The sequence below is a fragment of the Bacillus sp. FSL K6-1012 genome, assembly GCF_037964915.1.
Taxonomy (GTDB): Bacteria; Bacillota; Bacilli; order Bacillales; family Bacillaceae; genus Bacillus; species Bacillus halotolerans.
In genome coordinates, this window is record NZ_CP150175.1 from 1,787,425 (window position 1) to 1,814,137 (window position 26,713).

General features: G+C 42.7%; 24 protein-coding genes. All 24 read left to right on the forward strand.

The annotated features are described in order from the left end of the window. Positions 1–22 precede the first annotated feature (22 nt). On the forward strand, positions 23–895 hold the full coding sequence (gene dapA / locus NSS75_RS09290; protein ID WP_024121442.1) for a 4-hydroxy-tetrahydrodipicolinate synthase: 873 nt from the start codon (positions 23–25) through the stop codon (positions 893–895). Between the two features lie 177 nt (positions 896–1,072). Beyond that, positions 1,073–2,740, forward strand: coding sequence for a ribonuclease J2 (gene rnjB / locus NSS75_RS09295; protein ID WP_044155851.1), 1,668 nt, complete (start codon positions 1,073–1,075; stop codon positions 2,738–2,740). A 115-nt stretch (positions 2,741–2,855) separates the two neighbouring features. After that, positions 2,856–3,593, forward strand: a complete 738-nt coding sequence (gene tepA, locus NSS75_RS09300) for a translocation-enhancing protein TepA (protein WP_024121443.1) — start codon at positions 2,856–2,858, stop codon at positions 3,591–3,593. Next, complete coding sequence (locus NSS75_RS09305; RefSeq protein ID WP_024121444.1) at positions 3,590–3,802, forward strand: YlzJ-like family protein; 213 nt, start codon at positions 3,590–3,592, stop codon at positions 3,800–3,802. The genes tepA and NSS75_RS09305 overlap by 4 nt, the downstream gene beginning before the upstream one ends. A gap of 129 nt (positions 3,803–3,931) precedes the next feature. Next, positions 3,932–6,301 carry a DNA translocase SpoIIIE gene (spoIIIE, locus tag NSS75_RS09310; protein ID WP_142367112.1) on the forward strand — a complete coding sequence of 790 codons (2,370 nt, stop codon included), beginning with the start codon at positions 3,932–3,934 and terminating at the stop codon, positions 6,299–6,301. Between the two features lie 133 nt (positions 6,302–6,434). Further along, positions 6,435–7,160 carry a GntR family transcriptional regulator gene (locus NSS75_RS09315; RefSeq protein ID WP_059292764.1) on the forward strand — a complete coding sequence of 242 codons (726 nt, stop codon included), beginning with the start codon at positions 6,435–6,437 and terminating at the stop codon, positions 7,158–7,160. Between the two features lie 134 nt (positions 7,161–7,294). After that, on the forward strand, positions 7,295–8,503 hold the full coding sequence (locus NSS75_RS09320; protein ID WP_232351026.1) for an MFS transporter: 1,209 nt from the start codon (positions 7,295–7,297) through the stop codon (positions 8,501–8,503). 237 nt (positions 8,504–8,740) lie between these two features. Then, complete coding sequence (locus NSS75_RS09325; protein ID WP_339237101.1) at positions 8,741–10,018, forward strand: pitrilysin family protein; 1,278 nt, start codon at positions 8,741–8,743, stop codon at positions 10,016–10,018. Further along, positions 10,015–11,301, forward strand: a complete 1,287-nt coding sequence (locus tag NSS75_RS09330; protein WP_105954257.1) for a pitrilysin family protein — start codon at positions 10,015–10,017, stop codon at positions 11,299–11,301. Before NSS75_RS09325 ends, NSS75_RS09330 begins: the two co-directional genes overlap by 4 nt. Positions 11,302–11,352: 51 nt before the next feature. Further along, positions 11,353–12,081, forward strand: coding sequence for an SDR family oxidoreductase (locus NSS75_RS09335; protein WP_024121450.1), 729 nt, complete (start codon positions 11,353–11,355; stop codon positions 12,079–12,081). A gap of 79 nt (positions 12,082–12,160) precedes the next feature. Beyond that, positions 12,161–12,418, forward strand: coding sequence for a DUF3243 domain-containing protein (locus tag NSS75_RS09340; RefSeq protein WP_024121451.1), 258 nt, complete (start codon positions 12,161–12,163; stop codon positions 12,416–12,418). Between the two features lie 129 nt (positions 12,419–12,547). Then, complete coding sequence (locus NSS75_RS09345; RefSeq protein ID WP_024121452.1) at positions 12,548–13,339, forward strand: YmfK family protein; 792 nt, start codon at positions 12,548–12,550, stop codon at positions 13,337–13,339. Between the two features lie 66 nt (positions 13,340–13,405). Then, the gene (locus tag NSS75_RS09350; RefSeq protein ID WP_229043071.1) at positions 13,406–14,272 is read left to right on the forward strand and encodes a RodZ family helix-turn-helix domain-containing protein; all 867 of its coding nucleotides are present in this window, start codon (positions 13,406–13,408) and stop codon (positions 14,270–14,272) included. A 49-nt stretch (positions 14,273–14,321) separates the two neighbouring features. Then, positions 14,322–14,903 carry a CDP-diacylglycerol--glycerol-3-phosphate 3-phosphatidyltransferase gene (gene pgsA / locus NSS75_RS09355; RefSeq protein ID WP_339237105.1) on the forward strand — a complete coding sequence of 194 codons (582 nt, stop codon included), beginning with the start codon at positions 14,322–14,324 and terminating at the stop codon, positions 14,901–14,903. 18 nt (positions 14,904–14,921) lie between these two features. Further along, positions 14,922–16,172, forward strand: coding sequence for a competence/damage-inducible protein A (locus tag NSS75_RS09360; RefSeq protein WP_216394476.1), 1,251 nt, complete (start codon positions 14,922–14,924; stop codon positions 16,170–16,172). Between the two features lie 172 nt (positions 16,173–16,344). After that, positions 16,345–17,391 (forward strand): recombinase RecA, encoded by a 1,047-nt coding sequence (gene recA, locus NSS75_RS09365; protein ID WP_010334307.1) that lies wholly within the window; start codon positions 16,345–16,347, stop codon positions 17,389–17,391. A gap of 173 nt (positions 17,392–17,564) precedes the next feature. After that, positions 17,565–18,743: a serine hydrolase domain-containing protein gene (locus tag NSS75_RS09370; RefSeq protein ID WP_101861234.1), complete on the forward strand. Its 1,179-nt coding sequence runs from the start codon at positions 17,565–17,567 to the stop codon at positions 18,741–18,743. A 286-nt stretch (positions 18,744–19,029) separates the two neighbouring features. Then, entirely contained in the window at positions 19,030–20,592 is a 1,563-nt protein-coding gene (rny, locus tag NSS75_RS09375; RefSeq protein ID WP_010334309.1) for a ribonuclease Y, read from the forward strand. Between the two features lie 61 nt (positions 20,593–20,653). Beyond that, entirely contained in the window at positions 20,654–21,448 is a 795-nt protein-coding gene (gene ymdB, locus NSS75_RS09380; RefSeq protein ID WP_216394475.1) for a 2',3'-cyclic-nucleotide 2'-phosphodiesterase, read from the forward strand. A 199-nt stretch (positions 21,449–21,647) separates the two neighbouring features. Then, entirely contained in the window at positions 21,648–21,908 is a 261-nt protein-coding gene (gene spoVS / locus NSS75_RS09385; RefSeq protein WP_003154135.1) for a stage V sporulation protein SpoVS, read from the forward strand. Between the two features lie 262 nt (positions 21,909–22,170). Continuing rightward, on the forward strand, positions 22,171–23,214 hold the full coding sequence (tdh, locus tag NSS75_RS09390) for an L-threonine 3-dehydrogenase (protein ID WP_326230122.1): 1,044 nt from the start codon (positions 22,171–22,173) through the stop codon (positions 23,212–23,214). Positions 23,215–23,227: 13 nt separating this feature from the next. After that, positions 23,228–24,406 (forward strand): glycine C-acetyltransferase, encoded by a 1,179-nt coding sequence (locus NSS75_RS09395; RefSeq protein ID WP_095713857.1) that lies wholly within the window; start codon positions 23,228–23,230, stop codon positions 24,404–24,406. Positions 24,407–24,549: 143 nt separating this feature from the next. Beyond that, positions 24,550–26,079 (forward strand): tRNA (N6-isopentenyl adenosine(37)-C2)-methylthiotransferase MiaB, encoded by a 1,530-nt coding sequence (gene miaB / locus NSS75_RS09400; RefSeq protein WP_024121459.1) that lies wholly within the window; start codon positions 24,550–24,552, stop codon positions 26,077–26,079. A gap of 1 nt (position 26,080) precedes the next feature. Then, a complete protein-coding gene (locus NSS75_RS09405; RefSeq protein WP_024121460.1) occupies positions 26,081–26,512 on the forward strand; it encodes a RicAFT regulatory complex protein RicA family protein in 432 nt (143 codons plus the stop codon). Positions 26,513–26,713 lie beyond the last annotated feature (201 nt).

A 26,713-nucleotide genomic window follows, 5' to 3' on the forward strand; every position in this document is an offset into this window, starting at 1 on the left:
GAATCATGATGAGGTGAAAAAAATGAATTTCGGAAATGTGTCTACAGCTATGATTACACCTTTTGACAATAAAGGGAATGTAGACTTTCAAAAATTGTCTACACTGATTGATTACTTGTTGAAAAACGGAACAGATTCTTTAGTAGTAGCGGGAACAACAGGAGAATCACCAACCCTTTCAACAGAAGAAAAAATAGCACTATTTGAATATACGGTCAAAGAAGTGAACGGCCGGGTGCCTGTCATTGCGGGTACTGGCAGCAACAATACGAAAGATTCCATTAAGCTGACCAAAAAAGCTGAGGAAGCAGGCGTAGATGCGGTGATGCTTGTTACGCCGTATTATAATAAACCTTCACAAGAAGGAATGTATCAGCATTTTAAAGCTGTTGCTTCTGAAACATCTCTTCCGGTTATGCTGTACAATGTGCCGGGGCGCACCGTTGCTTCTCTTGCTCCTGAGACGACAATCCGTTTGGCGGCGGATATTCCGAATGTTGTTGCGATTAAAGAAGCGAGCGGAGATCTCGAAGCGATTACAAAAATTGTTGCGGAAACGCCTGAAGATTTCTCCGTTTATTCTGGGGATGACGCCTTGACGCTTCCTGTTCTGTCAGTAGGAGGAAGAGGTGTCGTTTCAGTCGCAAGCCATATAGTAGGCTCTGATATGCAGCAAATGATCAAAAATTATACAAATGGGCAAACAGCTAACGCGGCACTGATTCACCAGAAACTGCTGCCGATTATGAAGGAACTGTTTAAAGCGCCTAACCCGGCTCCTGTGAAAACAGCTCTTCAGCTGAAAGGCCTTGATGTCGGTTCAGTGCGTCTTCCTCTCATCCCATTAAACGAAGATGAACGTCTGAGCTTAAGCAGCGCGATCAGCGAACTGTAAGAAAAATTTCATACAGTGAAACAAACGCGGTCATTCTCATTCCACCTGAGTTTGACCGTTTCTTATACATATTGGTTTTCCCTAAACCTTCTGCTTTATCTTGTTTTCTAAATTTACTTTCAGTTATAATAGGAACAAGTGATGATGGACGGGTATGAGACTAGGAGGATATAGATTTTGAAAAAGAAAAATACAGAAAACGTTAGAATTATCGCCCTTGGCGGTGTCGGAGAAATTGGGAAGAACCTTTATGTCATCGAAATTGATTCAGACATATTTGTCGTTGATGCCGGCCTTATGCATCCAGAAAACGAAATGCTCGGTATTGATGTGGTGATTCCTGACATATCATATTTGATTGAACGATCTGACCGCGTTAAGGCTATCTTTTTAACACATGGGCATGATGAGAATATCGGCGGCGTTTTTTACTTATTAAACAAGCTTTCTGTTCCTGTATACGGAACAAAGCTAACGCTTGCACTATTAAGAGAAAAATTAAAACAATACGGACATAACCGAAAAGCTGATTTAAGAGAAATTCACTCAAAATCTGTCATTACATTTGAATCAACAAAGGTATCGTTCTTTAATACGATCCACAGTATCCCTGATTCAGTAGGCGTCAGTTTAAAAACATCACTTGGATCTATTGTATGCACGGGAGACTTCAAATTTGACCAAACACCCGCACTTAATCAATCGTGCGACATTGGCGAGATTGCCAAAATCGGCAACAGCGGCGTACTTGCTCTGCTTTCTGACAGTGCTAATGCAGAACGTCCGGGTTACACCCCTTCGGAAGCTGCTGTCAGCGGAGAGATTTCGGACGCACTGTACAATTCAGAGAACCGGGTAATCATTGCGGTTTTCGCATCCAATATTAACCGAATTCAGCAAGTCATTCATGCAGCGGCTCAAAATGGCAGAAAGATTGCCATTGCCGGAAAAAACCTTCAATCGATCCTTCAGCTTGCAAGAAAGCTTGGATATATTGAAGCAGATGATGAACTGTTTATTTCAATTCAGGACGTCAAAAAATATCCGAAGCGCGAAGTAGCGATTGTAACTGCCGGCAGCCATGGTGAACCATTGGCAGCTCTGACAAGAATGGCAAACAAAGCTCACAAGCAGCTGAATATCGAAGAAGGGGATACAGTTGTCATTGCATCCACTCCGATCCCTGGGCAGGAACTTATTTATTCTAAAACAGTTGATTTGCTTGCCAGAGCCGGCGCACAAGTCATTTTTGCCCAAAAGCGTGTGCATGTATCTGGACATGGCTCACAGGAAGAGTTAAAGCTGATGATCAATCTGCTTAAACCAAAATATTTAATTCCTGTAAACGGCGAATACAGAATGCAAAAGGCTCATTCAAAAATCGCTGAAGAAATTGGCATGAAGCGCAGTGATATCTTCTTAATTGAAAAAGGAGACGTTGTCGAGTTCCGCGGCCAAAACGTAAAGATCGGTGATAAAGTGCCATACGGCAATATTTTAATCGACGGTTTAGGTGTAGGCGACATCGGAAATATTGTGCTGAGAGACCGCCGCTTACTTTCACAAGACGGCATACTGATTGTTGTCATTACACTTGATAAACAAAAGAAACATCTTGTATCAGGTCCTGAGATTATCACACGCGGTTTTGTTTATGTAAGAGAGTCTGAAGGCCTTATCGTACAGGCTACTGAGCTTGTACGTTCTATCGTGACAGAAGCAACTGAAACATCAAACGTTGAATGGTCAACACTTAAGCAGGCAATGCGAGATGCTTTGAACCAATTCCTATATGAAAAAACAAAACGTAAACCGATGATCATCCCAATTATTATGGAAGTCTAATGTAAACGTAAGACCGGACCTGTTCCGGTCTTTATTTTTTTGCCTGTTAAGCCGGGATTGAATTGAAGATCTTTGTTCATAATACAAAGAGAAACTCGGAAAGGGTGAAAGCGAAATGGATCATCGTATGGAAAATACAGAAGAAGAACGTCCCGAAAAAAATGATGCGAAAGACAGCATTATGAATAAAATACAGCAGCTAGGGGAAACGACACTTCCGCAGCTGCCGCAAGATACAAATATCCATTGTCTGACCATTATCGGACAAATAGAAGGCCATGTTCAGCTGCCTCCGCAAAACAAAACAACAAAATATGAACATGTAATCCCGCAAATCGTTGCCATTGAGCAGAATCCAAAAATTGAAGGTTTACTTATTATATTAAATACAGTCGGCGGAGATGTGGAAGCGGGTCTTGCAATTGCTGAAATGCTCGCATCTTTGTCAAAACCAACCGTCTCTATCGTACTTGGCGGAGGACATTCCATCGGTGTACCAATTGCGGTATCTTGTGATTACAGCTATATCGCTGAAACAGCTACCATGACGATTCATCCCGTTCGTCTGACGGGACTGGTAATCGGTGTGCCTCAAACCTTTGAGTACTTGGATAAGATGCAAGAAAGAGTCGTTAAATTTGTAACAAGCCATTCAAATGTAGATGAAGATAAGTTTAAAGAGCTGATGTTTTCAAAAGGAAACTTAACACGCGATATTGGAACAAATGTCGTCGGCAAGGATGCCGTCGAGTATGGACTGATTGATCACGTCGGCGGAGTCGGACAAGCGATTCATAAATTAAATGAGCTGATCGAGGAAGCGAGAGAAGAAGAAGGACGGATGATTCAATGATTTTGTATACCACGATGCCGCAGGAAATTGTTTTCGCGGAACAGAACCAACAGCCAAGTGCACACGAGCAAATTGAGTATAGAGGTGTTCCGCTTCTTGTCGAGATGAAAGGCAATGAAGCAGAGGTTATTCAAGTCATGAGCACTAATCCTATGCACTTTCTGCATCCGGATATTTCTCCGGGACAAAAGCTAAAATTAAACGTATAAGATTCCGGCCCTTTTTTAAGGGCAAAATATGCTATAATAGGGGAATCCTACAGAAAAACGCAGCCAGTAAACGGCTGCTTTCTTCATTATGTATGAACTTACATTTTTTAACGCAGTAAGGTGATGAGTGTGGCAAAGAAAAAAAGAAAATCGAGAAAAAAACAGGCAAAACAGCTCAACATAAAATTTGAATTAAACGGATTGCTGTGCATTGCTATCTCAATTATCGCCATTTTACAGCTTGGTGTAGTGGGACAAACCTTTATCTACTTGTTCCGTTTTTTCGCTGGTGAGTGGTTTATTTTATGCTTGTTAGGCTTATTCGTTTTAGGAGTTTCCCTATTTTGGAAGAAAAAAACGCCGAGTCTTTTAACGAGACGAAAGGCGGGGCTGTACTGCATCATTGCAAGCATATTGCTGCTTTCTCATGTGCAGCTGTTTAAAAATTTGACGAACAGAGGATCTATTGAGTCTGCCAGCGTGATCCGCAATACATGGGAATTATTTTTAATGGACATGAATGGGAGTTCTGCTTCACCTGATTTAGGCGGGGGGATGATCGGGGCGCTTCTGTTTGCGGCTTCACACTTTTTGTTTGCATCAACTGGTTCGCAAATTATGGCAATTGTAATGATTTTGATCGGAATGATTCTGGTCACGGGGCGTTCTCTTCAAGAAACGCTGAAAAAGTGGATGAGCCCGATCGGCCGTTTCATCAAAGAACAATGGTTTGCTTTTATTGATGATATGAAATCAGTCAAAACAAATATGAAATCATCGAAAAAAGCGAAAGCCAATACCAGTAAAAAACAAAAGCCGGCGCGCAAAAAACAGCAAATGGAGCCAGAGCCCGCTGCTGAAGAAGAGGAGCAGGAAATGGTATCGCCTCTCATTCATTCAGAGCCGATTATCTCAAGCTTTTCAGACCGGAATGAAGCGGAAGAGCCTCCGGCAGCTGCAGTAAAACGAATTGAGCCGGCCACAGAACCGCTTCAGGAAAATCAGTCTGAGGCTGACCATAATGAAACGGCTGCTGCTCCGCCAATGACCTTTACAGAACTTGAAAATAAAGATTATCAGATGCCGTCATTAGATTTATTAGCTGATCCGAAGCATACCGGCCAGCAGGCTGATAAAAAAAATATTTATGAAAATGCCAGAAAGCTTGAACGCACGTTCCAAAGCTTCGGCGTAAAGGCGAAAGTGACACAGGTTCATCTTGGGCCGGCTGTCACGAAATATGAAGTGTATCCGGATGTCGGAGTAAAGGTAAGCAAAATAGTCAACCTAAGTGACGATTTAGCGCTTGCGTTAGCTGCAAAAGACATCAGGATTGAGGCGCCTATTCCAGGTAAATCTGCCATCGGAATAGAAGTTCCAAACGCGGAAGTGGCTATGGTATCGCTGAAGGAAGTGCTTGAGTCAAAACTTAATGACAGACCTGATGCAAAACTGTTAATCGGACTTGGCCGTAATATTTCGGGTGAAGCTGTGCTTGCTGAATTAAACAAAATGCCTCATTTGCTTGTCGCAGGCGCGACTGGGAGCGGAAAAAGTGTCTGTGTCAACGGTATTATTACAAGTATTCTGATGCGCGCTAAACCGCATGAAGTGAAAATGATGATGATTGACCCAAAAATGGTTGAACTGAATGTGTACAATGGGATTCCGCATTTGCTTGCTCCGGTGGTAACTGACCCGAAAAAAGCATCACAAGCTTTGAAAAAGGTTGTCAATGAAATGGAACGTCGGTACGAATTGTTTTCTCATACAGGAACAAGAAATATTGAAGGGTACAATGATTATATAAAACGCTCCAATAATGAGGGAGAGGCAAAACAGCCAGAGCTGCCGTATATCGTGGTCATTGTGGACGAGCTAGCTGATCTCATGATGGTAGCTTCATCTGATGTAGAAGACTCGATTACGAGATTGTCCCAAATGGCACGGGCTGCCGGCATCCATCTTATTATTGCGACACAGCGTCCGTCAGTTGACGTCATTACAGGGGTCATCAAGGCAAATATTCCGTCACGAATCGCATTCAGTGTCTCTTCACAGACGGACTCAAGGACCATTCTGGATATGGGGGGCGCTGAGAAGCTTTTAGGACGAGGAGATATGCTGTTTTTACCTGTCGGGGCTAATAAACCTGTCCGTGTACAAGGTGCATTTTTGTCAGACGAAGAAGTGGAGCAGGTCGTGGATCATGTCATTACGCAGCAAAAAGCTCAATATCAGGAAGAAATGATTCCTGAGGAAACAACGGAAACCCATACTGAGGTTACCGATGACCTTTATGATGAAGCCGTCGAATTAATCGTCGGCATGCAGACTGCATCCGTATCGATGCTGCAAAGAAGGTTCAGAATCGGGTATACGAGAGCGGCACGCCTGATTGATGCAATGGAAGAACGCGGCGTAGTTGGCCCGTATGAAGGCAGCAAACCAAGGGAAGTCTTAATATCAAAAGAAAAACATGATGAGCTCTCTTCTTAAATGAAGGGAGTTCAATAACAATAATAACATTATGTAAACTGTACACCTTTTTATTTATTTTTTCGACAAAACATGATATAGTTGTCCCAATTGTTCAATAATTTTTATCGAAAGTGGTTTACGGAGGGGAAACATGTCTACAAAAGCTGATAATCGGCACTTGTATTTAAAAGTGATTGAACGAATAAAAGAGGATATTAAAAATGGAATCTACACTGAGAAAGAAAAGCTCCCTTCTGAATTTGAGCTTTCCAAAAAGCTTGGTGTCAGCCGGGCGACTTTGCGTGAAGCACTGCGGATATTGGAAGAAGAGCATGTGATTATCAGAAGGCATGGTGTAGGAACTTTTGTCCATTCTAAGCCGTTATTTCTTTCGGGCATTGAACAGCTGAACAGTGTAACCAAGATGATTGAACAGGCTAATATGATTCCAGGAACGATTTTTCTTTCATCTCAAGTGCTTATGCCGTCTGATGATGATATCAAGAGATTTCATCTGACATCAGGTCAGGAAGTTTTTTATCTTGAACGTGTCAGAACGGCAAACGGGCAGCCGATTGTGTATTGTATTGACAAAATTCCGATGGATATATTGCCGGATTCTTTTTCTCACCAGCAAGAGTCTATGTTTGACCTGCTTGAGAAAAATTCAGGCTCTGTGATCAGCTACGCTGTAACTGATATTGAGCCGATCGGCTATCATGATACGATTTCTCCTGTGCTGGAATGCGATCCGGAAACAGCTCTTTTGCTGTTAAAACAAACGCATTACGATCAGCATGATAAACCGGTGCTTTATTCATTAAATTATTTCAGAGCCGACAAATTCAGATTCCATGTTTTGCGTAAACGATTCTAAAACAGACGCCTGTGATGTGTCTGTTTTTTTATTTGTCTGGTTTATGTTTCTTTGTACATACTTTTACTGCGGTTAACGCAAGATATAAAGGATGACAAAGTGAATGGGTGAAAATGTTGAAAGAAAAAATAGGAATGAAAAATATTATTGCTCTGGCTTCCGTACCGCTTGTTATGACATTAGGGAACTCCATGCTGATTCCCGTGCTTCCGATGATGGAGAAAAAGCTGTCGGTCAGTTCATTTCAAGTGTCATTAATTATCACTGTATATTCGGTGGTAGCAATCATTTGCATTCCGATCGCCGGGTACCTGTCGGATAGATTTGGCAGAAAAAAAGTACTGCTCCCATGCCTTCTTATTGCGGGAATAGGGGGAGCTGTGGCTGCTTTTGCTTCAACATATATAGACAATCCTTACGCTATGATCTTGGCCGGACGGGTTCTTCAAGGCATCGGATCAGCGGGTGCAGCTCCCATCGTCATGCCGTTTATCGGCGATCTGTTTAAGGGGGATGATGAAAAGGTCAGTGCCGGTCTTGGCGATATTGAGACCGCTAACACCTCCGGAAAAGTGCTGAGTCCCATACTGGGCGCCTTACTTGCCTCCTGGTACTGGTTCGTCCCGTTTTGGTTTATTCCGTTTTTCTGTTTGATCAGCTTTTTGCTCGTATTGTTTCTGGTCGAGAAGCCTGAAGAAGATGAGGATGCACCTACAATTTCAGAGTTCCTCAAGAATGTGCGGAAAATCTTTAAACAGGATGGACGCTGGCTCTACACAGTTTTTATTATTGGGTGCGTCATTATGTTTTTATTATTTGGCGTATTATTTTACTTATCAGATACGCTAGAGAATAAATATACAATTGACGGAGTGGCCAAAGGCGGGCTGCTGGCGATACCTCTTTTATTCCTGTCCAGCAGTTCTTTTATAGCGGGTAAAAAGATCGGCAAAGATAAGGCAAGAATGAAATTTTGCGTCGTTACAGGGATGATTATGTTAAGCCTGTCTTTTATCGGCTTGTGGTGGAACCACAGTTTTTATTTTTTATTTATCTTTTTGAGTTTTGGGGGAATTGGAATCGGAATGGCGCTTCCTGCTTTAGATGCGCTGATAACAGAAGGGATTGAGAGTGAGGAATGCGGAACTATTTCCTCATTTTATAATAGTATGCGCTTTATTGGAGTAGCTCTCGGGCCGCCTGTGTTTGCGGCATTGATGTCTAATGCAAGCTGGCTTATTTTCATTCTTTCCGCGTTTTGCGGGATTATTTCCTTATTTCTGGTGCTCTTTAATGTAGATGCTAAAAAAAGTGAAGAAGAAAAAAACTTAGGGACGGTTTGACACACCGTCTTTTTTTGCTGAGAAAAATAGCGAATCTCGGCAGAAAACTTGTGATTAAGAGGCATCAAGCAGGAAGCTCTTTTTTATTTCCAATAGCGGACGAACAATTAATGCGTAAGAGGTTATTGTTTCCTTATAAATCCTACAGTTGCTATAATTACATGAAAGAGTGTTTCTGCGAATGCTGAAATTTGGTCATAATACATACTAATAAGAAATGAACGAAGGAGGTTTCACATGTCATATGTCAATGAAGTCAAAACAAAGCACGGCGGTTTAACCGCACATATTGTAGAAACAGAAAAATTTAAAACCGTCTCGCTTATCTTTAAAATGCTGGCGCCCTTAACAAAGGAGCAAGTTACGAAAAGAGCGCTGTTCCCGCATGTGCTGCTTCGAGGAACAGAAAGCCGTCCGAAAACAGCAGAATTGCGTTCTTACCTGGATGAACTTTACGGCACGTCTGTTTCGGCTGATCTCTCGAAAAAAGGTGAACAGCATGTGATTACATTTAGGCTTGAAATTCCGAATGAAAAATATTTAAAAGATCAGACGCCTCTCCTTGAAAAAGGGCTCCAGCTTCTCGCAGAAATCGTCTTTTCACCTGCTTTAGAAGCAGGCGTTTTTCAATCGCAATATGTGGATCAAGAAAAACGAACGCTGAAGCAGAGAATTCAAGCGGTTTATGATGATAAAATGCGTTACTCTAATCTAAGGCTTATACAGGAAATGTGTAAAAATGAACCTTACTCGCTGCACGTTAATGGAGAGATCGACGATGTTGATGCCATTACGGCCGATCAATTATATGAAACATACCGACACGCGATCCAAAAAGACCAGCTTGATTTATATGTCGTCGGCGATGTTGACAGGAAACAAGTGCAAGCTGCTATTGATCAATATTTTCACACAGAGGAACGCGCTCTGGAAACATTTGTGAACAATCATTCTGAACAACCTGAGCCTAAAGAAGTCATTGATGAAGAAGACGTCAAACAAGGCAAGCTGAATATTGGCTATCGGACCAATATTACTTTTACGGATCAGGATTATTCAGCTTTACAAGTTTTTAACGGAATGTTCGGCGGCTTTTCTCATTCCAAGCTTTTCATTAATGTTCGGGAAAAAGCCAGTCTCGCTTATTACGCAGCCTCGCGTATCGATAGCTTTAAAGGTTTATTAATGGTGATGTCAGGAATTGAAGTGAAAAACTACAAACAAGCCGTCTCTATTATTGCCGAGCAATTTCAGGCTATGAAAAACGGGGAGTTCAGTGAGCAAGACATCTCACAGACGAAAGCCATGATTCAGAATCAGGTGCTGGAAACAATTGATACTGCGTACGGTTTATCTGAATTTCTATATCAGCAGGCCGCTGCCCAAGTCGATATTCCGATCGAAGATTTCCTTGCCAATATTGAGCGGGTGACAAAAGAGGATATCATTAAAGTCGGCGAAAAGATTCAGCTTGATACGACTTATTTCTTAAAAGGGACGGAGGGTGCATCTTGATAAAACCAATCGAATTTGAACAGCTTCAGGAGACGCTGTACCATGAAAAAATGTCAAACGGCCTGGACGTATACGTTTTGCCGAAAAAAGGCTTCAACAAGACGTATGCGGTATTCACAACAAAGTACGGGTCTATAGATAATCAGTTTGTCCCTCTTGGAAAAGACGAGATGGTTCAGGTTCCGGACGGGATTGCCCATTTTCTTGAACATAAGCTGTTTGAAAAAGCTGATGGAGATGTTTTTCAAGATTTCAGTAAACAGGGCGCCTCTGCCAATGCGTTCACGTCATTTACAAGAACAGCTTATCTTTTCTCAAGCACGTCAAATGTGGAACGCAATTTGGAGACATTGATTGATTTTGTGCAGGACCCTTATTTTACAGAAAAAACGGTGGAAAAGGAAAAAGGGATTATCGGCCAGGAAATTAACATGTATGATGATAACCCTGACTGGAGGCTTTACTTCGGGGTGATTGAAAACATGTACAAAGATCATCCTGTCAAAATAGACATAGCCGGGACGGTAGAAAGTATATCCCATATCACAAAGGACCTTCTTTACGAATGCTATGAGACGTTTTATCATCCGAGCAATATGCTCCTCTTTATAGTCGGCCCTGTTGATCCTGAAGCGATCATTTCTCAGGTAAGAGAAAATCAGGAAAGAAAACCGTATACAGATCAGCCGGAAATTAAACGGGAAGAAGTAAAAGAGCAAGAAGCTGTTTTCCGGAAAGAAAAAGAAATTAAAATGAATGTTCAGGGACCGAAATGTCTCGTCGGACTGAAATCAAAGCATCCGTATAAATTAGGGAAAGAGCTGCTCAAGCATGAACTTGCAATGAACCTATTGCTTGAATCTTTGTTTGGCAAAAGCTCTGCCCAATATGAGTCCCTTTATGAAAAAGGGTATATAGATGAAACGTTCAGCTTTGATTTTACGGCTGAATATGGGTTCGGTTTTGCGGCCATTGGCGGGGACACGCCTGAACCGGATAAATTGGCTGAAGACATTTCAGGCAATCTGCTTCGTGCCGGTGAAATCATCACCGCTGAGAAGATTGAACTTGCCAGAAAGAAAAAAATCGGGTCATTTTTAAAGGCATTAAACTCACCTGAATACATCGCTAACCAATTCACTCGCTATGCATTTTTGGAGATGAGCCTGTTTGATATCGTAACTGTTCTCGAGCAGATCACCCTTGAGGATGTGCAGCAAATCATACAAGAGGAAATTGCTGAGGACAGACTGACTGTCTGCAAAGTGGTTCCTAAATCTTAACATGCATCCCTCCAAGTGAGGGGTGTTTTTCTGCGGAAAGAAGGAAAGAGGATGAAAAAAACAGCATTAGTCACCGGGGCGAGCGGCGGTATCGGCAAAAGCATAAGTGAATCGCTTGCAGCAGAGGGGTATGATCTGCTTTTGCACTACAATCAGAATGAAAGCGCGGCTGCAGAGCTTGCTGAAAAACTGAAACGGTCATTTGGCATATATGCTGATATTTTGCAAGGAGATCTCTCCACTCCCACTGGCGCTGATGAACTAACAAAATCAATTGTTCAGCCGGTTGATGCGATCGTTTTAAACAGCGGCAGAAGCCATTTTGGACTGATTACTGATGTAGATAATGCTACGGTACAGGAAATGGTTCAGCTGCATGTGGCAAGTCCTTACATGCTGACGAGAAACCTTCTTCCAGGCATGATCCGTAACAAATCGGGAGCGATCGTGGCAGTCAGCTCTATTTGGGGAGAGACTGGCGCATCGTGTGAGGTGCTGTACAGCATGGCAAAGGGAGCGCAGCACTCGTTTGTAAAAGGACTGGCTAAGGAGCTGGCCCCAAGCGGTATCAGGGTCAACGCAGTAGCGCCGGGTGCTGTAGATACAAACATGATGAATCAATTCAATCCGGATGAATTAGAAGAGATCGCTGATGAAATCCCGATCGGCAGGCTTGCACAGCCGAAAGAAGTTGCCGAGGCGGCAGCATTTCTCCTGTCTGAAAAAGCTTCCTATATTACTGGACAGATTCTGTCAGTTAACGGCGGCTGGCACTGCTGAAGCAAAATAAAATGTGTATAGTTTCTTTTAAGAAGGACAAAATAATTTTGTAACTTCACATGAAATGGAGGAAACTCACATGTCAGTATTAGAAAACTGGGATAACTGGAAGAATTTCCTTGGTGATCGTTTAAACTATGCGCAAGAAAAAGGCATGAGTCAGGACACCATCACTGACCTTGCTACAGAAATCGGCGGTTACCTGGCTAATGAAGTGGATTCTAAGAACGAGCAGGAAAAAGTGCTGGCAGATCTTTGGAGCGTAGCATCTAAAGAAGAACAGCACGCCATTGCCAATATGATGGTTAAGCTTGTTGAAAATAACAGCACTCATTAAGAAGAGAGGAGATTCTTCCTCTCTTTTTTATGTTTTCCCCATCACAGCAACATTCTTCTTTCTAATTAGAGAAAAATGCTTTATGATAAAGGAAGGTAAAATTTTGCCACAATGAAGGGGGTATATCATTTGGCAAAGCTCGAATGGTATTTTGAATATGAAATTCAAGTGAACCGCCCCGGACTGCTCGGGGATATTTCATCTCTTCTCGGGATGCTTTCTATTAACATCGTAACGATAAACGGCGTCGATCTTTCCAGAAGGGGAATGCTGCTCAGGTGCCGCCATATAGATCAAATTAAGCGATTAGAATCAATCTTAAAAACGATGGAAACAATTAAAGTAACGAAGCTGAGAGAACCAAGGCTTCGCGACCGTCTCGCTGTGCGTCACGGCCGGTACATCCAGAGGGATGCCGATGATAAGAAAACATTTCGCTTTGAACGGGACGAGCTGGGCTTATTAGTCGATTTTATGGCCGAACTGTTCAAAAAAGAAGGCCATAAATTAATCGGGATCCGGGGAATGCCGCGCGTCGGGAAAACGGAGTCAATCGTAGCTTCCAGCGTATGCGCCAGCAAAAGGTGGCTGTTTGTGTCATCTACCTTGCTGAAACAGACAATCAGAAGCCAACTGATTGCCGATGAATACAGCACTGAAAATGTCTTTATCATTGACGGAATTGTATCGACAAGAAGAGGATCAGAACGCCATCTGCAGCTGGTGAGGGAAATCATGAGGCTGCCTGCTACAAAAGTGGTGGAGCATCCGGACATATTCGTTCAAAATACAGAGTATACACTAGATGACTTTGATTATATTATTGAACTGAGAAATGATCCTGATGAGGTTATTACATATGAACATGCTGAAGAACCCCAAATGTTTGATCAATCCGGGTTTTCAAGCTTTGATTTTTAAAATTGGAAGGTGTTTGTTGTGACTGAACTAGGAATCCGGCTGAAAGAAGCCAGAGAGGAAAAAGCAATGTCATTGGATGATCTCCAAGCGGCAACTAAGATTCAAAAAAGGTATTTAACCGCCTTGGAGGAAGGAAATTATGACATTATTCCGGGTAAGTTTTATGTCCGGGCTTTCATCAAGCAATATGCGGAAGCCGTCGGGCTTGATGCTGACCAATTGTTTGAGGAGCATAAAAAAGATATCCCGAATACGTATCATGACGATGTGTCTGAAAAAATCTCCGGCATGAATCTCCAGAAGGAAATGCCAAAGCCTGCTTCTAAGGCGCTGGAATTGCTGCCTACAATACTTGTGATTCTCGGCGTGATTGTCGTGATCGCCATTGTTTACGCTATAATTCAGTTTGCGAATCATAAAAACGATGATAATAGCAATGCGGCATCAGAAAAATCAATCGCGAAAAGTGAAAGCAAGTATGAGATCCCTAAAGATTCAACGCTGAAAGAGAATCAAACCAACAGCTCTGAAAAAGAGACAGACACGAAAAAAGAAACGAAAGACAAAGAAGATAAAAAAGAAGACAGTGACAGTGACAAACTAGAGGTGAAAGCAACTGGCACTGAAGGATCTGTAACAACTTATGAAGTGTCCGGCGCTGATAAAATCGAGCTTGAGCTGAAGGCTTCAGACAGCTCTTGGATTCGAGTGCGCGATGAAAACAGCAGCTCTCTTAAAGAGGGTACACTGAAAAAAGACGAAACATATAAAAAAGACATAACTGATCAGAAACAAGTTGAAATCCGCACAGGATATGCACCTAACCTGAAAATAAAAATCAACGGTGAGGTTCTTTCATATAAACTTGATCCTAAAGAAGTGATGGCACAAACAATAAAGATTGTAAATAAAAAGGAAGAAAAGTCATCTTAATCACCAGATGACTTTTCTTCACGTCCGAGTATGAAACTGGAGGGGCTTTATGTTTAACTTACCGAATAAAATCACACTAGCAAGAATTGCATTAATCCCAATCTTCATGATTATCATGCTGGCGCCGTTTGACTGGGGCAGGCTCGAATTTGGAGACGAATCCATTCCGGTCACACACTTGGCGGGCGCTATCTTGTTTATTATTGCATCGACGACAGATTGGATAGATGGTTATTATGCCCGCAAACTGAACCTTGTTACAAACTTTGGGAAATTTCTCGATCCGCTTGCGGACAAACTTCTCGTATCGGCAGCGTTAATTATCCTTGTTCAATTTGATCTTGCTCCAGCTTGGATGGTCATTGTGATTATCAGCCGGGAGTTTGCCGTAACAGGTTTAAGGCTTGTATTAGCCGGAACGGGAGAAGTAGTCGCTGCGAATATGCTTGGTAAAATTAAAACCTGGGCACAAATCATTGCAGTATCTGCATTGCTTCTTCACAATTTTCCGTTTGAGCTTGTGTCATTTCCGTTCGCTGACCTGGCGTTATGGGTAGCCGTATTCTTTACCGTTGTATCAGGCTGGGACTATTTCGCTAAAAACTGGGAAGCGCTAAAAGCATCTAACTAAGAAAGAAGGACATACATGATGGAATTTCCAAAAAAAGCAGAGATTATTGCAGTCGGTTCAGAGCTCTTACTCGGTCAGATTGCTAATACAAATGCTCAATTTATCAGCAAACAGCTGGCAGAAATCGGAGTAAACGTATTTTACCATACAGCAGTCGGTGATAATCCGGAGCGGCTGAAGCAGGTCATCCGCATTGCTGAAGAGCGCTCTGATTTTATTATTTTTTCAGGAGGGCTCGGGCCGACAAAAGATGATTTAACAAAAGAAACAATAGCAAATGTGCTGGGACGTCCGCTCGTTTTAAATGATGAGGCGTTTCAATCCATTGAGGATTATTTCAAACGAACAAAACGCACGATGTCACCTAATAACCGAAAACAGGCGCTTGTCATCGAAGGATCTGACGTACTGGCGAATCACTTTGGAATGGCGCCGGGAATGCTTACAGAGCATGATTCGCGCTTTTATATGCTTCTTCCCGGGCCGCCAAGCGAATTGCGTCCGATGTTTGAAAATGAGGCAAAACCGCTTCTTCTTAAAAAGATGGGCTCCAATGAAAAAATTGTATCAACTGTTCTTCGCTTTTTCGGTATCGGCGAATCTCAGCTTGAAGCTGATTTAGAAGATATCATTGATGCACAGACGAACCCGACGATCGCTCCGTTGGCAGCGGACGGAGAGGTGACGCTTCGCTTGACAGCAAAACATGCCGATGAAAAAGAAACAGAGCGTTTGTTAAAAGAAACAGAAGCCGTTATTTTAGAACGTGTCGGTGAATTTTTCTATGGCTACGACGATACATCGCTTGTGAAAGAGCTATCTAAAGCATGCAAGGAAAAAGGCATCACGCTTTCTGCCGCAGAAAGCTTTACCGGCGGGCTGTTTTCCGAATGGCTGACAGACCTTAGCGGCGCTTCAGCATTGTTTTCCGGCGGCGTTGTTTGCTATTCAAACGAAGTGAAGCAAAATGTCCTCGGCGTCAAAAAGGAAACATTGGACCGTTTCGGCGCAGTCAGCGAGGAATGCGCCTCTGAGCTCGCAAAGGGTGTTCAGCAGCTCACTGGAAGCAATATTGGCATTAGCTTTACCGGTGTTGCCGGCCCTGATACTCAAGAAGGCCATGCACCTGGACATGTGTTTATCGGTATTTTTGCAAACGGAAAAGAAGAGGTTCACGAGTTTCACTTTGCAGGCTCCAGAACAGGAATCAGAAAACGTGCTGCTAAATATGGCTGCCATTTAATTTTAAAACTGTTAGAGCAAAAATAATGTTTTCAGCACACTATCCTCCTCAAAAAACATGATTTCTCTGACTCATTATGATATTTTGGTAGAAATCAGGCCAAGAAAAAATCCGAATATGCGTTCGCTTTTTTCTTGGCAAATCCCTTCAAACAGGGTATAGTATATGTAGTGGTAACATAAAGGAGGAAAAAATAGAATGAGTGATCGTCAGGCAGCCTTAGATATGGCTCTTAAACAAATAGAAAAGCAGTTCGGCAAAGGTTCCATTATGAAACTGGGAGAAAAGACAGATACAAGAATTTCTACTGTTCCAAGCGGCTCCCTCGCTCTTGATACGGCATTGGGAATAGGCGGGTATCCCCGCGGACGGATTATTGAAGTATACGGTCCTGAAAGTTCAGGTAAAACAACTGTGGCGCTCCATGCAATTGCTGAGGTTCAGCAGCAGGGAGGACAAGCTGCGTTTATCGATGCGGAGCACGCGCTAGACCCGGTATACGCACAAAAACTCGGTGTCAATATCGAAGAGCTTTTACTGTCTCAGCCTGACACAGGCGAGCAGGCGCTTGAAATTGCAGAAGCGTTGGTTCGAAGCGGTGCAGTTGACATCGTTGTTGTCGACTCTGTAGCGGCGCTCGTTCCGAAAGCAGAAATTGAAGGCGACATGGGAGATTCACATGTCGGTTTGCAGGCGCGTTTAATGTCTCAAGCGCTTCGTAAGCTTTCAGGGGCTATCAACAAATCGAAAACAATTGCGATTTTCATTAACCAAATTCGTGAAAAAGTCGGCGTTATGTTCGGAAACCCGGAAACGACTCCCGGCGGTCGTGCGCTGAAATTCTACTCTTCCGTTCGTCTTGAAGTACGCCGTGCTGAACAGCTGAAACAAGGCAACGACGTTATGGGGAATAAAACGAGAATTAAAGTCGTGAAAAACAAGGTGGCTCCTCCGTTCCGTACAGCTGAGGTTGATATTATGTATGGAGAAGGTATCTCAAAAGAAGGCGAAATCATTGATCTCGGAACTGAACTTGATATCGTGCAAAAAAGCGGTTCATGGTACTCTTATGAAGAAGAGCGTCTTGGCCAAGGCCGTGAAAATGCCAAACAATTCTTAAAAGAAAATAAAGATATCATGCTGATGATTCAGGAGCAAATTCGTGAACATTACGGTTTAGATAATAACGGAGTAGTACAGCAACAGGCGGAAGAGACACAGGAAGAACTTGAATTTGAAGAATAAAAATAAAATGAATTTGAAATGATAAAAAAGGCAGAGTGAAAACTCTGCCTTTTTTTCTTTTATATTTTCTGCAAAATAAAGATAAATAAATTGGTTTTTTTGACAACTTTTATAGTACTTCATACGTCTAACAAAACGTGTGTATTTGAAATTAGATTGGGAGGATAAAATGAATGACAAGCCCCACTCGCAGAAGAACTGCGACGCGCAGACGGAGAAAACTAAATAAAAGAGGCAAACTTTTGTTTGGTATGTTGGCCGCAATCATTTGTTTCACGATTTGGAATTCCATTCATCGAGAGGATGAAGAAGTTGAACCATCTCAAGAAGCTGCGGCGGTTTCTGATACCGGTCAGAAGCAAGCTGATCAGAAGAAAAACAAAGCCAAAAAAACAGAGGAACAAATCAAAGCAGTGGACCGCAATCAAAAAATCAGCAGTTATTTAAAAGAGATCGGCTTCAGCGGGACAGCCATGATCGTCAGAAATGGAGAAGTCGTAATCAATAAAGGTTTTGGTTACGCGGACCGCGAGCATCATATAAAAAACAATCCTGCGACATCCTTTTATGTCGGATCGTCACAAAAAGCGCTGATAGCAACCGCTATTTTGCAGCTTGAGGAAAAGGGAAAGCTCCAGACAAGTGATCCGGTCAGCACGTATTTATCCCATTTTCCCAACGGAAAGAATATTACATTAAAAAATCTGCTTACTCATACATCGGGGATAAACGGACATGTTGAAGGGAATGGCGAGATCACTCCGGATGACTTAATAAAAGACATAGAGCAGCAAGGAATCAAACGCCAGCCTGGAATATGGGACTATCAGGATTCTAACTATACAGTTCTCGCTTATATTGTTGCTGAAGTGAGCGGTGAGTCTTATGAACAATACATAACCAATCATATCTTTAAGCCTGCAGGGATGACGCATTCGGGTTTTTACAAGACATACGATAAGCAGCCTTATCCAGCTGTCGGCTACAAGCTGAAAGGCAGCAGGGCCGTCACACCGTATATGCCTGATTTATCTCAGCTTTATGGAGCAGGCGATATATATATGAGTGCTGCCGATATGTACAAATTTGACAAAGCACTGATAGACGGCAAGCTCTATTCGCAAGAAAGCTATGAAAAAATGTTCACGCCAGGGAGCAGTTCCACATACGGGATGGGATTTTATGTTGCTCCCGGAAGCTATTCAAACCACGGAGTCATGCCGGGCTTCAACGTATTGAACAGCTTCAGCAAATCCGGACAAACCGTTGTTGTTTTGTTGTCAAACATTCAAAATAACGCTAAACTTGGACAAGTGAACAATAAAATATACCAGCTTCTAAATCAGGAGTAATTTACGATCTGTTTTTTCAAAAGATTGGCGGATTCACGTTCGGCACGATAAATAGGGGCGGCTCGGCAAACGTTAAGCTGGCAAGCTTGACAAGTATTTCCGACACAATTACAATGAAGTTGTAACATTTGTTTTTTTAACATGATTGTTAAACCATTTAAACTTGACAAGGGCGATGAAACTTTCATTCCCTGTGAAGGTTCTGTATGTTGAGAAAACTAGACAATGTACATGCCGACACTTATTTTGAGCAACAACCAAGTTCATAGCAAGAGGAGGTGAAAGTATGACCCCAATTATGATGGTTCTCATCTCCATTTTGCTGATTCTACTCGGTTTAGTTGTTGGCTACTATGTTCGTAAAACCATTGCCGAAGCGAAAATTGCAGGCGCACGCGGTGCAGCCGAGCAAATTCTTGAAGATGCAAAGCGTGATGCTGAAGCACTGAAAAAAGAAGCTCTGCTTGAAGCAAAGGATGAAATCCACAAACTTCGAATAGATGCTGAACAAGAAGTTCGTGAAAGACGAAATGAGCTTCAAAAACAAGAAAACCGTTTACTCCAAAAGGAGGAAAACCTTGATCGCAAACATGAGGGAATTGATAAACGGGAAGCGATGTTGGAGAAGAAAGATCATTCTCTGAATGAACGACAACAACATATTGAAGAGATGGAAAGCAAAGTGGATGAGATGATTCGTATGCAGCAGTCTGAGTTGGAACGAATTTCGAGTCTGACTCGTGACGAAGCGAAACAAATCATTCTTGACCGGGTTGAAAACGAGCTTTCACATGACATCGCCATCATGACAAAAGAAACTGAGAACCGTGCGAAAGAAGAGGCGGATAAAAAAGCGAAAAACATTCTTTCACTCGCCTTACAGCGCTGCGCAGCGGATCACGTTGCCGAAACAACGGTATCAGTTGTCAATCTTCCAAATGATGAGATGAAAGGACGTATCATCGGCCGGGAAGGGCGTAACATTCGTACGCTTGAAACGCTGACAGGTATTGACCTGATTATCGATGATACCCCTGAAGCTGTCATTCTGTCCGGATTTGATCCGATCAGACGTGAGACAGCAAGGATTGCTCTTGATAAACTCGTTCAGGATGGCCGTATTCATCCGGCACGGATTGAAGAAATGGTTGAAAAATCTCGCCGCGAGGTCGATGACTACATTCGTGAGATGGGTGAGCAAACGACATTTGAGGTTGGCGTTCACGGCCTCCACCCAGATCTGATCAAGATTCTCGGCCGCTTAAAGTTCCGTACAAGCTACGGTCAAAATGTGCTTAAGCATTCCATGGAAGTCGCATTCTTGGCTGGGCTGATGGCATCGGAGCTTGGAGAAGATGCAAAGCTTGCTAAACGGGCGGGACTTCTTCATGACATCGGAAAAGCGATTGACCATGAAGTAGAAGGAAGCCACGTTGAAATCGGAGTCGAGCTTGCGACTAAATATAAAGAGCACCCAGTCGTAATTAACAGTATTGCATCACACCATGGGGACGAGGAGCCGACTTCCATTATCGCTGTGCTGGTAGCTGCAGCAGATGCGCTTTCCGCTGCAAGACCTGGCGCAAGAAGTGAGACGCTCGAGAACTACATTCGAAGACTTGAAAAGCTCGAAGAAATTTCTGAGTCCTACGAAGGTGTTGAAAAATCATTTGCGATTCAGGCTGGACGTGAAGTGCGTATTATGGTGAAGCCGGATTCAATAAATGATCTTGAAGCTCATCGCCTGGCGCGAGATATCCGAAAACGAATTGAGGACGAGCTCGATTATCCAGGTCATATTAAAGTGACAGTCATTAGAGAAACTCGAGCCGTAGAGTATGCAAAATAAAGTGATGCGCTAAGCATCACTTTATTTTTTTGACGGCTGAGGAATAGAAAGGATTTACAAAATGAGAATTTTATTTATCGGAGATGTTGTCGGGTCACCGGGCCGCGACATGGTAAAAGAGTATGTGCCAAAGCTGAAAACAAAATACAAGCCGCATTTTACCATTATAAATGGCGAAAATGCCGCACATGGAAAAGGCTTAACAGAAAAAATCTATCACAGTTTAATACAGTCTGGCGCAGATGCGATCACGATGGGAAACCATACATGGGACAAAAAGGAAATTTTTGATTTTATCGATGATGTCCCGAACTTAGTCCGTCCCGCAAACTTTCCGGAAGGAACACCGGGAAAAGGGATCACATATGTGAAAGCAAACGGTAAAGAACTAGCTGTTATCAACTTACAAGGCCGTACGTTTTTACCGCCGCTCGATGATCCGTTTTTAAAAGCGGATGAATTAATTGCCGAAGCTGCTAAAAGAACACCGTACATTTTTATCGACTTCCATGCGGAAGCGACAAGTGAAAAGCTTGCACTCGGCTGGTACACGGATGGACGGGCATCTGCTGTAGTAGGAACTCACACTCACGTGCAAACAGCGGATAACCGCATTTTGCCGAAGGGCACGGCATATATTACTGATGTAGGAATGACCGGCCCATATGACGGTATACTGGGGATGGACAGAGAAACGATTATCAAACGTTTCAAAACAAACCTTCCTGTGCGCTTTACTGTCGCTGAAGGAAAAACAGCCCTGAGCGGAGTCGTCATCGATATAGACGATCAAACGAAAAAAGCCGTTAAAATCGAACGTATTTTAATCAATGATGATCACATGTTCTTTGAATAATTGATCACATGGTTATTTTATAAAAATATTAAAAAGAAAAGCAGGAATATAGCAACTCCTTAGTGAATATAGTAAAAATGGAAGGTAGCCCGCTATTTTTGAAAAGCATTGTGGGGATGGCTTTTTGGATAGCAACATCTAATAATGATTGTTCTAATGAACACTCACTTATCCATTGTAAAACTAAGGGGGAGCAGAAATGGAAATCTTAAAAGTTTCAGCAAAATCGAGTCCAAATTCAGTGGCAGGTGCGCTTGCAGGTGTGTTAAGAGAGCGCGGAGCCGCCGAGATTCAAGCAATTGGAGCGGGTGCTTTGAACCAAGCTGTAAAAGCTGTGGCAATCGCCAGAGGATTTGTGGCGCCAAGCGGGGTTGATTTGATTTGTATTCCGGCTTTTACTGATATTCAGATCGATGGTGAAGAAAGAACAGCGATTAAATTAATCGTGGAGCCTCGCTGAGAAAATTAAAGTATTCACAACCTGTTTGCATATGCAAGCAGGTTGTTTTTCATTTATTGTGATATTTTCTCTCAATAGTATTTTTATAATATAAATGAACCATATGTCATGTGTAAAAACGATTCCGGCTTTTTATAAAAAAAATTTAGCCCATTTTTCAAGACGGATACTTTTGTCTTTCTTAGGAGGACACAGCTGTTTACGGTGATTCCAGATCATGGTACAATCCGGTTATAACAAGACTTTTAAAGGAGGATTGTACATGCAGAGTGGAAAGATGAAAGCTGTAATGAAAAAACACGGTGCTTTTGGCGCTGTGCTGGCTGAAGTTCCCATTCCTGAAATCGATAAGCATGAAGTTCTTATAAAAGTTAAGGCAGCTTCCATTTGCGGCACGGATGTGCATATTTATAATTGGGACCAATGGGCACGGCAGAGAATAAAAACTCCTTGTGTCTTCGGCCATGAGTTCAGCGGGATTGTCGAGGCTGTAGGCGAGAATGTCAGCAGTATAAAAATCGGGGAGTATGTTTCTGCGGAAACACACATTGTATGCGGCACATGCGTCCCTTGTTTAACAGGAAAGCCTCATGTATGTAAAAATACGGCCATTATCGGAGTGGACACGGCAGGCTGTTTTGCGGAGTATGTCAAAGTGCCGGCCGAAAACGTTTGGAAGAATCCCGCGGATATGGACCCGGCGATTGCTTCCATTCAAGAGCCTTTAGGAAATGCCGTTCATACAGTTCTTGAGAGTCAGAACGCCGGAGGAACGACTGCTATTATCGGATGCGGGCCGATTGGACTTATGGCGGTAGCGGTCGCAAAAGCAGCAGGTGCAGCGCAGGTGGTCGCCATTGACAAAAATGAGTACAGATTAGCTCTCGCCAAACAAATGGGAGCCACAAGCACGGTCTCCGTCGAAAAAGAAGATCCGCTCAAAATTGTAAGCGCTTTAACGGGCGGGGAAGGAGCTGATCTCGTTTGTGAGATGTCGGGTCACCCTTCAGCTATCGCGCAAGGCCTAGCAATGGCTGCAAATGGCGGGAGATTTCATATTCTCAGCCTGCCGGAACATCCGGTTACCATCGACTTGACGAATAAAGTCGTGTTTAAAGGCCTTACCATCCAAGGGATCACAGGGAGAAAGATGTTTACGACATGGCGGCAGGTTTCACAATTGCTTAGAACAAACACACTGGATCTTTCACCTATTGTTACCCATCAGTTTCCATTAGAAGAGTTTGAGAAAGGGTTTGAACTGATGAGAAGCGGACAGTGCGGAAAGGTTATTTTAATTCCATAAAAGGGGGATCAACATGACAAAAGAATTTGAGTTTCTAAAAGCAGAGCTTGAAAGAATGAAAGAAAACCACACATGGCAAGACGTTAAACAGGTAGAATCAATGCAGGGCCCTTCTGTTACAGTGAATCATAAAAAAGTCATTCAGCTTTCTTCTAATAATTACCTCGGATTTACTTCACATCCAAGACTCATCAAAGCTGCACAGGAAGCTGCTCAGCAATTTGGAGCCGGAACCGGTTCAGTCCGGACAATCGCCGGAACGTTTACCATGCACCAAGAATTGGAGAAAAAACTGGCAGCCTTTAAAAAAACAGAGGCGGCACTAGTCTTCCAATCAGGCTTTACAACAAACCAAGGTGTACTTTCCAGCATTCTTTCAAAAGACGATATTGTCATTTCTGATGAATTGAACCATGCCTCTATCATTGATGGAATCAGATTGACTAAGGCGGATAAAAAGGTTTATCAGCATGTAGATATGAGTGATTTAGAGAAGGTGCTGAGAAAATCAATGAATTACCGCATGCGCTTGATTGTCACTGACGGCGTATTTTCAATGGATGGAAATATTGCTCCTCTGCCTGACATTGTGGAGCTCGCTGAGAAATATGACGCTTTTGTGATGGTTGATGACGCCCACGCATCCGGAGTGCTTGGCGAAAACGGCAGAGGGACGGTAAATCATTTCGGTCTTGACGGAAGGGTTCATATTCAAGTCGGAACGTTAAGCAAGGCAATCGGAGTTTTAGGGGGATACGCTGCCGGTTCAAAGGTGTTAATCGACTATTTGCGTCATAAAGGCCGTCCGTTTTTATTTAGCACGTCACATCCTCCGGCTGTAACTGCAGCTTGTATGGAAGCAATTGATGTCTTGCTGGAAGAGCCGGAGCATATGGAGCGTCTGTGGGAGAATACACATTATTTTAAATCAATGCTTGTCCAAATGGGTTTTACTCTCACACAGAGCGAGACGCCGATTTTGCCTATTTTAATAGGTGATGAAGGGGCAGCGAAGCAATTTTCTGATCAGCTTCTGTCACAAGGTGTTTTTGCCCAAAGCATCGTTTTCCCGACTGTTGCAAAAGGAAAAGCCAGAATACGCACAATTATTACAGCCGAGCACACCAAAGAAGAACTGGATCAGGCGCTTGATGCCATTGAAAAAACAGCAAAGGAGCTTCAGCTATTGTAAGGAGAAGGGAACACTCTTCTCCCTTTCATTCCTTATTGATTATTATTCTCAATGAGTGTACAATGATAGGTTGCCAGTTGTGCAGAGCTTCAATAACCTTTATACTGGAGGGTGGAAGTTTGGTTTGAAAGGAGAAATATCATATGAATGAAAAGCAAAAATTAGAGAGCGGACAAGTTAATCCATCGGACAAAAAATCCGAGAAGGATTACAGCAAGTACTTTGAAGCTGTCTACATTCCGCCTTCTTTAAAAGATGCGAAAAAACGCGGCAAAGAAGCCGTTACTTATCATAATGACTTTAAAATTTCTGAAGAATTCAAAGGCATGGGTGAAGGAAGAAAATTCTATATCCGGACGTACGGCTGCCAAATGAACGAACATGATACAGAAGTAATGGCAGGGATCTTTATGGCTCTTGGCTATGAAGCGACAAACTCTGTTGACGATGCCAATGTCATTCTGTTAAATACATGTGCAATCCGTGAGAATGCGGAAAACAAGGTGTTCGGTGAGCTTGGACACTTAAAAGCACTCAAAAAAAATAACCCGGATCTTATCTTAGGCGTTTGCGGCTGTATGTCACAAGAGGAATCAGTCGTTAACAGGATTTTGAAAAAACATCCGTTTGTCGATATGATTTTCGGGACGCATAATATCCATCGTCTGCCGGAGCTTTTGTCTGAAGCATACCTTTCAAAAGAAATGGTCATAGAAGTTTGGTCCAAGGAAGGCGACGTCATAGAAAACCTTCCGAAAGTCCGCAACGGAAAAATTAAGGGCTGGGTCAACATTATGTACGGCTGTGACAAGTTCTGTACGTATTGCATCGTACCGTATACACGCGGAAAAGAAAGAAGCCGCCGTCCGGAAGAGATCATTCAGGAAGTAAGAAGACTTGCAAGCGAAGGTTATAAGGAAATTACACTTTTAGGCCAAAACGTAAACGCGTACGGAAAAGACTTTGAAGATATGAACTACGGCCTTGGTGATTTGATGGATGAGCTGCGCAAAATCGATATCCCGAGAATTCGTTTCACAACGAGTCATCCGCGTGACTTTGATGATCATCTCATTGAAGTGCTTGCAAAAGGCGGCAATCTGCTCGATCATATTCATCTGCCGGTCCAATCAGGAAGCTCAGAGGTCTTGAAACTGATGGCACGCAAATATGACAGAGAGCGTTACATGGAGCTCGTCAGAAAAATCAAAGCGGCTATGCCAAACGCTTCTTTAACAACTGACATTATCGTCGGCTTCCCTAACGAAACGGACGAACAGTTTGAAGAAACGCTGTCATTATACCGTGAAGTGGAGTTTGACAGCGCCTATACGTTCATTTACTCTCCGCGTGAAGGCACACCTGCAGCAAAAATGAAAGATAACGTTCCGATGAGAGTGAAAAAAGAACGCCTGCAGCGTCTGAACGCATTGGTTAATGAAATTTCTGCTAAAAAAATGAAGGAATATGAAGGCAAGGTTGTCGAAGTATTAGTTGAGGGCGAAAGCAAAAACAACCCTGAGGTTCTTGCCGGCTACACTGAAAAAAGCAAGCTTGTGAATTTCAAAGGACCAAAAGAAGCGATCGGCAAAATCGTTCGCGTGAAAATCCAGCAAGCGAAAACGTGGTCGCTTGACGGAGAAATGGCAGGAGAAGCAATCGAGGTGAAATAAGATGACGCTCTACTCTAAAAAAGACATTGTGCAGCAAGCACGAAACCTTGCAAAAATGATCTCTGAAACAGAAGAGGTTGATTTCTTCAAACGGGCTGAAGCGCAAATTAATGAGAACGCAAAAGTGTCTGTAATCATTAATCAGATTAAAGCCCTGCAAAAACAAGCTGTTAATCTGAAGCATTACCAAAAACTCGAAGCGCTCAAACAAGTAGAAGAAAAAATTGATGCGCTGCAAGAGGAGCTTGAAGACATTCCTGTCATCCAGGAATTCAGAGATTCTCAGGTTGAGGTGAATGACCTTCTGCAGCTCGTGGCGACCACCATTTCCAACCAGGTCACAAATGAAATCATTACATCAACCGGAGGCGACCTTCTAAAAGGAGAAACCGGTTCGAAGATGAAACATTCAAATAACAGCTGTTCTCTTTAAACGCGGTGCCTTTTCAGGCCCGTGTTTTTTTATGTTAAACTATCAACAGAACTAAATGAACTATGTACTAAATATTCAATGTTTGGCCGCCTTTAGCCAAATAAACTTTATCGCACTTATGAGTAAAGTTTCTAGGCACCCCTGCATACAATGGAACAGAAACTTTGTATTTTTATATTTTATTTATAAAAATGCACACTA

Excerpts from the sequence above, each read along its gene's own strand:
- NSS75_RS09325 (WP_339237101.1), top strand. The coding sequence starts at position 8,741 with ATGTCATATGTCAATGAAGTCAAAACAAAGCACGGCGGTTTAACCGCA.
- NSS75_RS09305 (WP_024121444.1), top strand. The coding sequence starts at position 3,590 with ATGATTTTGTATACCACGATGCCGCAGGAAATTGTTTTCGCGGAACAG.
- dapA (WP_024121442.1), top strand. The coding sequence starts at position 23 with ATGAATTTCGGAAATGTGTCTACAGCTATGATTACACCTTTTGACAAT.
- spoVS (WP_003154135.1), top strand. The coding sequence starts at position 21,648 with ATGGAAATCTTAAAAGTTTCAGCAAAATCGAGTCCAAATTCAGTGGCA.
- recA (WP_010334307.1), top strand. The coding sequence starts at position 16,345 with ATGAGTGATCGTCAGGCAGCCTTAGATATGGCTCTTAAACAAATAGAA.
- NSS75_RS09360 (WP_216394476.1), top strand. The coding sequence starts at position 14,922 with ATGGAATTTCCAAAAAAAGCAGAGATTATTGCAGTCGGTTCAGAGCTC.
- NSS75_RS09350 (WP_229043071.1), top strand. The coding sequence starts at position 13,406 with ATGTCATTGGATGATCTCCAAGCGGCAACTAAGATTCAAAAAAGGTAT.
- miaB (WP_024121459.1), top strand. The coding sequence starts at position 24,550 with ATGAATGAAAAGCAAAAATTAGAGAGCGGACAAGTTAATCCATCGGAC.
- pgsA (WP_339237105.1), top strand. The coding sequence starts at position 14,322 with ATGTTTAACTTACCGAATAAAATCACACTAGCAAGAATTGCATTAATC.
- tepA (WP_024121443.1), top strand. The coding sequence starts at position 2,856 with ATGGATCATCGTATGGAAAATACAGAAGAAGAACGTCCCGAAAAAAAT.
- NSS75_RS09320 (WP_232351026.1), top strand. The coding sequence starts at position 7,295 with ATGAAAAATATTATTGCTCTGGCTTCCGTACCGCTTGTTATGACATTA.
- NSS75_RS09395 (WP_095713857.1), top strand. The coding sequence starts at position 23,228 with ATGACAAAAGAATTTGAGTTTCTAAAAGCAGAGCTTGAAAGAATGAAA.
- NSS75_RS09335 (WP_024121450.1), top strand. The coding sequence starts at position 11,353 with ATGAAAAAAACAGCATTAGTCACCGGGGCGAGCGGCGGTATCGGCAAA.
- NSS75_RS09370 (WP_101861234.1), top strand. The coding sequence starts at position 17,565 with ATGACAAGCCCCACTCGCAGAAGAACTGCGACGCGCAGACGGAGAAAA.
- tdh (WP_326230122.1), top strand. The coding sequence starts at position 22,171 with ATGCAGAGTGGAAAGATGAAAGCTGTAATGAAAAAACACGGTGCTTTT.
- rny (WP_010334309.1), top strand. The coding sequence starts at position 19,030 with ATGACCCCAATTATGATGGTTCTCATCTCCATTTTGCTGATTCTACTC.
- NSS75_RS09340 (WP_024121451.1), top strand. The coding sequence starts at position 12,161 with ATGTCAGTATTAGAAAACTGGGATAACTGGAAGAATTTCCTTGGTGAT.
- ymdB (WP_216394475.1), top strand. The coding sequence starts at position 20,654 with ATGAGAATTTTATTTATCGGAGATGTTGTCGGGTCACCGGGCCGCGAC.
- NSS75_RS09405 (WP_024121460.1), top strand. The coding sequence starts at position 26,081 with ATGACGCTCTACTCTAAAAAAGACATTGTGCAGCAAGCACGAAACCTT.
- NSS75_RS09315 (WP_059292764.1), top strand. The coding sequence starts at position 6,435 with ATGTCTACAAAAGCTGATAATCGGCACTTGTATTTAAAAGTGATTGAA.